1 protein-coding gene is annotated in these 376 nt (G+C 34.0%); it reads right to left on the minus strand.

The features are described from left to right. The coding region (locus AC1M36_RS28560) for a transposase (protein WP_479846529.1) at positions 1 to 376 on the minus strand (376 nt) is incomplete at both ends.

Below are 376 nucleotides of genomic sequence, written 5' to 3' on the forward strand. Positions count from 1 at the left end.
ATACTTCACTAATTGCTTTTGCAAGCTTTCCATTTTTGAGCAGGTTACTGACTTGTAAGTTTTCTATACCGATGACATCGTGGTTTTTGATGATTTCAGTAGAGAGTTTATGTAAGTAATCAGCTCTCGCATTGGCAAAGCGAATAAGGCCAAGTTTCGGTAATTTCATTTTGTTACCTACAATCGCAATATTGCCGTTCGTTTGCTTTGTTGTGTAGGATTGAACCTTATTGTTTTTAGATTTGAATTGTGGAATATCATTTTGTTTCTTAAAAAAACGCGAAAAAGCATCTGCGAGGTTTTTTAATGTGGATTGAAGAGCAATACTATCTACTTCTTTTAACCAAAGTGTATCCTGTTGCTTTTTTAATTGAGT

Source organism: Bacillus sp. Medicinal_06 (assembly GCF_056711665.1).